Raw genomic sequence first — 7,283 nt, 5'->3', positions numbered from 1 at the left:
GCTCGCGGGTGAGCTGGAAGGCCTGGGCGACGTTCTCGGCGGTCTGGCCCATGTGGTAGCCGTTGAAGGCGTCCCAGAGCCCGTCCTTGATCATCGTGTCGACGAGCTTGATGTCGCCCATCTTCTGGCCGCCGCGCAGGTACTGGGCGTGGGGCGAGAGCGACATCGATTCCTGGCCGCCGGCCACGATCACGGTGGCGTCGCCGTTGGCGATCTGCTGCATGCCGATGGCGACCGTGCGGAGCCCAGAGCCGCAGACCTGGTTGAGGCCCCAGGCGGTGGCCTTCTCGGGGATGCCGGCCTTGATCGCGGCCTGGCGGGCGGGGTTCTGGCCGGCGCCGGCGGTGAGCACCTGGCCGAAGATCACCTCGTCCACGTCATCGGGGGACACGTTGGCGCGCTCCAGAGCGGCCTTGATCGCGGTGGCGCCGAGCTCGTGGGCCGGCACCGCCCCGAAGGCGCCGCCGAACGAGCCGACCGCCGTGCGCGCGGCCCCGACGATGACGATCTCTTCGCTGCCTGCCATGTGAACGTTCTCCTCTCACGAGCCGGCGCGCCTCCTCGGTCCGGGCGCGCTCTAAAGCCTGTCCCGCGATGAAGGGCCTGAGGTCGGCGAAGTCAAGGATCGACGTTCCAGCCTGAAAACGCCGCCATGACGCCGCCGAGTGACTGAAATGGCCTGTGTGCAGGCCGGCACCCGGCATTATTCTGCGTTGAAGAGGCGCAGTTTGCTGTTTTCTGCGCCCGTGTAAGGCTTTAAGGATCGTGCTGCGGGCGCGAAGACGATCCCCGCCGGGCCGCATCGCGTGTGCCTGCGACGCCCCTTGAGTCCCGAGTCCAGAAAGGCCGTTCCCGATGGCGGATACCGTCAAGGCCACCCAGACCGTCATCAAGAAATACGCCAATCGGCGCCTGTATCACACGGGCACGTCGACCTACGTGACGCTGGAGGACCTCGCCACGATGGTCCAGAACGGCGAGGATTTCGTCGTCTACGACGCCCGCGCGGGGGACGACATCACCCGCTCGGTGCTGACGCAGATCATCTTCGAGCAGGAGAACAAGGCCGGCGCCGAGAACCTGCTGCCGGTGGCGTTCCTGCGCCAGCTGATCCGCTTTTACGGCGACAGCATGCGCACCATGGTGCCGAGCTTCCTAGAATTCTCGATGGCGAACTTCGCCAAGGACCAGGACGGCCTGCGCGAAAAATTCGCCCACAGCTTCGGGCCGGCCGCGTTCCAGAACGCGATCGAGCAGTCGGTGCGGACCAACATGACCTTCTTCGGCGACGCCATGAAGATGTTCACCGGCTTCGCGCCGCCCGCCGTCGGGACGCAGCCCCCTGCCCCACCGGCCGCACCGGCCTCCTATGCCGGCGGCGAGCTCGACGACCTCAAGCGGCAGATGCTGGAGATGCAGCAGCGGCTCGAGGCCCTCGCCAAAAAGTGACATTGGCTGTGCCAAAACCAATCATGGCGGGTGCGACTACGCGTTTTCGATAAGTTGACGAACCCTTAACGGCGGTCCCACGTTTGCAACACGGGCACGGCAACGTGCGGAGGGTGTCGCAATGGCGCGGATCGGGACAGTCGGCCGGACCGGTGCAACCTGGAGCAGACCCGCGCGACCGGCGGGGGCTGCTGCCGGGCCGGTCGGGTCCGTCGAGGAGATCCCCCCGGTCCGGGCGCTGGTGGTGCTGGATGGGGGACGGCGCGAGGCGCGCGCCACGATCGTGTCCGTGGACCGATTCGACGGGGGCCGGGCCTGCTCGGGCTTCGTGGCCCATCTGCTGGTCGCCACCGACCCGACCCTCAGGCCGTCGCGGCTGGAGCGTACCCGTGCCGCCGCGGCGCGCTACGCGGAGACCGCGCGCCGGCTGGCCTGATGGTTTTTTGGTTACCCGCGCCGTCATTGCGAGCGCAGCGAAGCAACCCAGGGATCCGCCACGTCCGCAGAGCGCGCGCTGCCCTACGTTGCTTCGCTGCGCTCGCAATGACGGTAAGCGGGATGCGGGCCTGACCCATATCCCATTCCCTCCCCTCATCCTGAGGTGACCGCGTCAGCGGGCCTCGAAGGAGGGGGCCAGGGATCTCTGCGGCTTCCGGAAGGCTCCTTCGAGGCGCCCGCTTCGCGCGCGCATCTCAGGATGAGGCTGAGCCCGGGATTCCCTGGGTCTCGAACCGACTCCGAAGCTTACGCCTCGGCCGACTTCACCTTCAGCACCTGACGGCCGCGGTACATGCCGGTCTTCAGGTCGATGTGGTGGGGACGGCGCAGCTCGCCCGAATCCTTGTCCTCGACGTAGGTCGGCGCCTTGAGGGCGTCGGCCGAGCGGCGCATGCCGCGGCGGGAGGGGGAAGTCTTGCGCTTCGGAACGGCCATGGCAAAAATCCTTCGTGATGCCGCGGGCAAAGCGGCGCGCGGGCGGCTCCTCGATCGAGGATCGCCTCGCACACCGCGGGATACGGATGAGGGCGCGCTTATAGCGTCGGCGCCCGCCCCTGGCTAGAGGCGCGGCACCACAACCGTTAAGCCCGGGTTCAAGTCGCCGGAACCACATCTGGTGAGACGGCGCCGCGGAGCGGGCCGGCCCCTCGGGAGACACGCCATGGCTTCCTCCAAAACGACGTTTGCCGTCCTCGCCCTGCTCTCGAGCCTGATGGCGGCGCCCGCCTGGGCGCAGGCGCCCCAGACCTCGAGCCCCGCGACGCCGACCGCCCCCGCCAAGCCGGCGGCCCCGAGCGCGCCGGTCGCCGGGCCGCCCAACGCCGCCAAGGGCGCCCTGATCGACCTCAACAGCGCCAGCGCCGCCGAGCTCGACGCCCTGCCAGGCATCGGCGCCGCCCGTTCCGCCGCGATCATCAAGGGCCGGCCCTATCGCGGCAAGGACGACCTCGTCTCCAAGAAGATCATCCCGCAGAACGTCTATGACGGGATCAAGGACAAGGTCATCGCCAAGCAGAAATGATTTTTATCGGGGGCGGCGACGGGTTGTCTGGCGCGTGGTTCACATGTCGGTGCCGGATATGGGCAAAGGCCGGCCCCAAGCGCGCCTCCCTCCCCCCTCTGCGGGGGAGGGTGGGCCTCGCGTCAGCGAGGGTCGGGAGAGGGGAACCCGGGTTCAAGGAAGAGCGCCGACCGTCATGAAGGGCTCAGCCCTTTCCTGCACGGTCGCTCCCCTCTCCCGACCCCCTCCGGGGGCCACCCTCCCCCGCAGAGGGGGGAGGGAGGGCGCGTGTCTGCTGCAACCAGATTCTCGTCCAGCGGAGAACGATCCGAACTTCGTTCTGTGTATCCCCTGCGCGCCCGAAGGAGTGAACGCGTCGCGGCAAGCGCCTGCTCCGCCTACTCGGCGATCGCCCCCTGGGGCATGGAGAAGCCCGGGGGCGCCTTCTCGACGGCCTTCGGGGCCGGGCGCTTGGCCGGGGCCTTCTTCTTGGCCTGGGGCTTCGGCGCCACTTTGACCGCTGGGGGATCCTCGCAGGTGCGGAACGTGAGCTGCGCCAGGGTCGACCCCTCCTCCGTGACGATGGCGATCGGGTCCGCCAGGGTCGGCAGCGTCGGCTCCCAGCGGATCGGCCCGCCGAGCATCGCCTCGATCGCCGCCGGGGCCGTGCCGCGCCGCAAGGTGGTGAAGTCGGGCCCGTAGGCGGTCGCGACCTTGCCGGCGATCACCACCTGCAACACCTCGTTCACCTCCGGCGTCAGCGGCCGGAGCGGGTTCGTCGTCTTCACCTGCCCGGCCCGGGTGATCACCATGGTGAAGCCCTTGCCGCTCTCGTAACGGGCCGCCCGGGCACCGCAGGGCTGCACCGGGTTCGGCGCCGCGGCGGGCGTGAGATCCGGCGCCGGGGGCGCCGACGGGTCGGGCGCCCGGGGCAGCTCGGCGACGGGCGCTTTCTGGGCCGGAGGCTGCTGCGCGGGCGCCGCCACGGCGGCCGTCTGGCAGGCCAGGAGGGCGAGGATCAGCCGGGCCGCGCCGGGACCGACACGCCTCATCGCGCGGCGTCCGGGGTTCCGGGCCGCGGCGGCTCGATCCGCTGCCTGCGCTCGGGGGCTTCGATCTGTTTCAGCTCGAACGACTCCACATCCAGAAGACGCGGGTCGAGCACCTCGGCCTGCCGGTCGATCAGGCTCGGCGACGGGCCGACCGGACCGATCAACAGGTGCTCGTCCTCGGCGTCGAGTTCGGAGCCCATGCGCAGCGGCTCGCGCCGGCCGCGGGCGGCCATGGCGATGACCGCGACCCCGGCCACGGCACAGATCAGCACGGCCAGGATGATCAGCAGGCGCTCCATGAGGCGGGAAGCTCTAGCCGCCCGCGGCGGCGCCGTCACCCCGTCACGCGTGGAACACGCCTTGCCTATAACAGTAGAGGCGAGACGATCGGAACCGGGACGGATCCATGCAGCACGAGCCGAGTCGCGAGCCCGAAGAGCTGGAGAGCCATCTCCTCGGCCTGATCGAGAATGCCCGGGAGCAGGCCCGGGAGGACCCGTTCCGCAATCCGGTCCTGGCCGTGACGCTCGCGATCACCCGCCGGTTCGACCGGAACGAGATTTCCGCCGGCGACCTCGACGGCCTGTTCGCGCGGCTGCGCGCCGCGGCGCTTGCGGCCCGGGCGGAGCGGCTGCGCAGCTATGTCGGGCTGGAGGCCGCGCCGGCCGACCCGCACGCCGCGATCCCCGCCCGCCTCGTGGCCGCGGCCCAGGACGGACCGGAGGGCCTCTCGGCCTTCGCGGCCTTCATCCACCGCACCGCCTTCGCGGTGGTGTTCACCGCGCACCCGACCTTCGGGATGCCGAAAGCCGTGGCGGCCCTGCTCGCCCAGGCGGCGAGCCTGCCCGATGCGTCGGCCCGCGCCGACCTGATCGCCCGGGCCGCCGCGCTCTCCACCCGGCCGGACGCGCCGATCACCCTGGATGCCGAGTTCGAGCAGGCCTGCGCGGCGGCCAATAACGGCCGCCTCGCCCTCGACGCCTTCAACGGCGCCCTGCTCGACGCCGCCCGCGCCCGCTGGCCCGACCGTTGGACCGAGCTGACCCCCCGCCCCTTCGCCATCGCCAGCTGGGTCGGCTGCGACACGGACGGGCGCACCGATATCGGCTGGTGGGACACCCTGCGCTACCGGCTGATCTCCAAGCGCATGCAGTTCGACCGGGTGATGCGCCACTTGCCCGAGAGCCGCGCCTGCCGGGAGGTCCGGGCGCTGGCCGAGGGGGCGCTCGCCGCGGTCAACCGCCAGCTCGCGGTCGCGCCCCGGCTCGGCGACAAGCCGTCGCTCGAATCGGTCCACCGCTTCGCCCTGGCGCTGATCATCGAGCGCGAGCGCGCCCAGACCGATGCCGGCGCCCTGGTGGCCGGGCTCACAGCCGCCCTGGAAGCCGCCGACGAGGCCGACAAGCGGGCGATCGCGATCCTGCGCTCGGGCGTCGCCACCCACGGCCTGTCGAACGCCCTGCCGCATTTCCGGCTCAACGCCAGCCAGATCCACAACGCCGTGCGCCGGGTGATCGACCTGGAGGGCGAGCCCACCGATTCCGCGCAGCGCCGCTCGCATCTCGCCACCATCCACACGCTCTTGAACGACGTCCGCCCGGTGGCGGTGGATTTCGGCGCGCTCGCCGCCGAGCGGGCCTCGGCCGCCCGGCTGATGATGACCATCGCCCAGATCCTCAAGCACGTGGACGGCACCCACCCGGTGCGCTTCCTGATCGCCGAGACCGAGACCGGCTACACCCTGCTCGCCGCCCTCTGGCTCGCGCGCCATTACGGCATTGCCGACAAGCTCGAGATCACGCCCCTGTTCGAGACCGCGAGCGCCCTGGAGCAGGGCATCCGGGTGCTCGACGATGCCCTGCGCAACCCGCACTGGCGCCAATACCTCAAGCGCATCGGCCGGCTGACCGTGCAGTTCGGCTACTCGGATTCCGGACGCTATGTCGGCCAGCTCGCCGCCACCTTCTGGATCGAGCGGCTGCGCCTGCGCATCACCGAGATGCTGGTCCAGAACGGCCTGGCCGATGTCGAGCTCGCGATCTTCGACACCCACGGCGAATCGATCGGCCGGGGCGCCCACCCGACGTCGCTGCGCGACCGCCTCGCCTACCTCGCCCCCGAGGATGCCCGCGACCGCGCCCGCAAGGCCGGCCTGAAGGTGCGGCTCGAATCGAGCTTCCAGGGCACCGACGGCTACCTGCTCTACGGCACCGAGGCGCTGGCCCAGGCCAGCGTCGCCCGCATCGCCGAGCACGTCTATGCGCTGGACATCGCCGAAGACGACAGTTTTTCCGACTACGCCCTGAACGACCCGGCGGAGGGTGCCCACGCGAAAGACGACCCGATCTATTCGGAGCCGGATTTTGCTCTCGAATTCTTCACCGCCGCCCGCCAGGACATGGAGGCCCTGGTCGACGATGCCGGCTACGCCGCGCTGCTCGGCACCTTCGGCCCGAGCCTGATCGACCGCACCGGCTCGCGTCCGGTGGCCCGCCAGACCGACAATGGCGGCCCGGCCCGCGTCACCCATCCCCGCCAGATGCGGGCGATCCCCAACAACGCGATCCTGCACCAGCTCGGTTTCCTGGCGAACTCCCTCCACGGGATCGGCCGGGCCGCCCAGCGCGGCCCCGACCTGTTCCGCGACATGCGCCGGGATTCGGTGCGCTTCTCACGGGCGTTCCGGCTCGTGCAGCACGCCGCCGCAGCAGGCGATCTGGACGTGCTACGCGCCTATATCGACACCCTCGACCCGGCGGTGTGGCTGGAGCGGGCCCGGCGCACCCAGAAGGATTTCCGCCGGGAGGAGCTGGTGGTGATCGCCGGCGCCCTGGAACGCCTCGACCTCGCGGCATCGCTGCGCGGCCTGTTCGGCCGCCTGACCCGCGACTGGCTGGCGCTCACCACCGCCGCCCCCGACCTGCCGGGCATGTCGGCCCGGCTGACCCTGCTGCACGCCCTGCGGCTGGCGCTGATCCACCGGATCTGGTTCCTGGCGGTGCACATCCCGGGCTTCCGCCCGCAGGCCGGCATCTCCCGCGAGCAGCTCCTGGAGCGCTTCCTGCGCCTCGACATCGACGGCTGCCTGAAGCTCCTCGACGCGATCTTTCCCATCACCCCGGATCCGACATTGGGCCTCAACTTCGGCGAGCCGGCCGGCCCCCGGGATGTCGGCACCTACGAGGCCGAGCACGCCAACCTGTTCCAGCCGATCCGCCGGCTGTTCGACCAGGTGCGCGAGATCTCAGGCATGATCCAGCACGAGGTCGGGGCGTTCGGATAGG

Annotated in this window: 7 protein-coding genes and 1 pseudogene; 4 read left to right on the top strand and 4 right to left on the bottom strand. The window is 70.5% G+C overall.

Translation table 11 applies throughout. The features are described from left to right. A pseudogene (locus MKK67_RS26455) lies at positions 1-526 on the bottom strand (acetyl-CoA C-acetyltransferase); the annotation flags it as partial. A 329-nt stretch (positions 527-855) separates the two neighbouring features. Between MKK67_RS26455 and phaR the strand changes: the two are divergent. Both phaR and MKK67_RS26445 read left to right on the top strand, forming a co-directional pair. Beyond that, a complete protein-coding gene (gene phaR / locus MKK67_RS26450) occupies positions 856-1,449 on the top strand; it encodes a polyhydroxyalkanoate synthesis repressor PhaR (protein ID WP_243971093.1) in 594 nt (197 codons plus the stop codon). A 121-nt stretch (positions 1,450-1,570) separates the two neighbouring features. After that, positions 1,571-1,885 (top strand): hypothetical protein, encoded by a 315-nt coding sequence (locus MKK67_RS26445; protein WP_243971091.1) that lies wholly within the window; start codon positions 1,571-1,573, stop codon positions 1,883-1,885. Between the two features lie 308 nt (positions 1,886-2,193). On the opposite strand, the gene rpmF is transcribed toward MKK67_RS26445, so the two are convergent. Next, positions 2,194-2,382, bottom strand: a complete 189-nt coding sequence (rpmF, locus tag MKK67_RS26440) for a 50S ribosomal protein L32 (RefSeq protein WP_003601373.1) — start codon at positions 2,380-2,382, stop codon at positions 2,194-2,196. Positions 2,383-2,608: 226 nt separating this feature from the next. Here rpmF and MKK67_RS26435 point away from each other — a divergent pair, with 226 nt between their 5' ends. Then, complete coding sequence (locus tag MKK67_RS26435) at positions 2,609-2,968, top strand: ComEA family DNA-binding protein (protein ID WP_243971089.1); 360 nt, start codon at positions 2,609-2,611, stop codon at positions 2,966-2,968. 377 nt (positions 2,969-3,345) lie between these two features. Here the strand turns inward: MKK67_RS26435 and MKK67_RS26430 are convergent, their stop codons facing one another. Together MKK67_RS26430 and MKK67_RS26425 are read right to left on the bottom strand one after the other, a co-directional pair. Continuing rightward, complete coding sequence (locus MKK67_RS26430) at positions 3,346-3,999, bottom strand: hypothetical protein (RefSeq protein ID WP_243971087.1); 654 nt, start codon at positions 3,997-3,999, stop codon at positions 3,346-3,348. Then, the gene (locus MKK67_RS26425; protein WP_243971085.1) at positions 3,996-4,298 is read right to left on the bottom strand and encodes a hypothetical protein; all 303 of its coding nucleotides are present in this window, start codon (positions 4,296-4,298) and stop codon (positions 3,996-3,998) included. Before MKK67_RS26425 ends, MKK67_RS26430 begins: the two co-directional genes overlap by 4 nt. Before the next feature lie 107 nt (positions 4,299-4,405). Here MKK67_RS26425 and MKK67_RS26420 point away from each other — a divergent pair, with 107 nt between their 5' ends. Then, positions 4,406-7,282: a phosphoenolpyruvate carboxylase gene (locus MKK67_RS26420; RefSeq protein ID WP_243971082.1), complete on the top strand. Its 2,877-nt coding sequence runs from the start codon at positions 4,406-4,408 to the stop codon at positions 7,280-7,282. Position 7,283: the final 1 nt, after the last annotated feature.

The sequence above is a fragment of the Methylobacterium sp. J-072 genome (assembly GCF_022829425.1).
In the GTDB taxonomy this organism is placed as follows: domain Bacteria; phylum Pseudomonadota; class Alphaproteobacteria; order Rhizobiales; family Beijerinckiaceae; genus Methylobacterium.
Note: the sequence above shows the minus strand (reverse complement) of the source record. Positions and strands in the feature narration are given on the sequence as shown.

What these genes read in the sequence shown, in the direction of transcription:
- phaR (WP_243971093.1), top strand. Translation starts at nt 856, where the DNA reads ATGGCGGATACCGTCAAGGCCACCCAGACCGTCATCAAGAAATACGCC.
- MKK67_RS26445 (WP_243971091.1), top strand. Translation starts at nt 1,571, where the DNA reads ATGGCGCGGATCGGGACAGTCGGCCGGACCGGTGCAACCTGGAGCAGA.
- rpmF (WP_003601373.1), bottom strand. Translation starts at nt 2,382, where the DNA reads ATGGCCGTTCCGAAGCGCAAGACTTCCCCCTCCCGCCGCGGCATGCGC.
- MKK67_RS26435 (WP_243971089.1), top strand. Translation starts at nt 2,609, where the DNA reads ATGGCTTCCTCCAAAACGACGTTTGCCGTCCTCGCCCTGCTCTCGAGC.
- MKK67_RS26430 (WP_243971087.1), bottom strand. Translation starts at nt 3,999, where the DNA reads ATGAGGCGTGTCGGTCCCGGCGCGGCCCGGCTGATCCTCGCCCTCCTG.
- MKK67_RS26425 (WP_243971085.1), bottom strand. Translation starts at nt 4,298, where the DNA reads ATGGAGCGCCTGCTGATCATCCTGGCCGTGCTGATCTGTGCCGTGGCC.
- MKK67_RS26420 (WP_243971082.1), top strand. Translation starts at nt 4,406, where the DNA reads ATGCAGCACGAGCCGAGTCGCGAGCCCGAAGAGCTGGAGAGCCATCTC.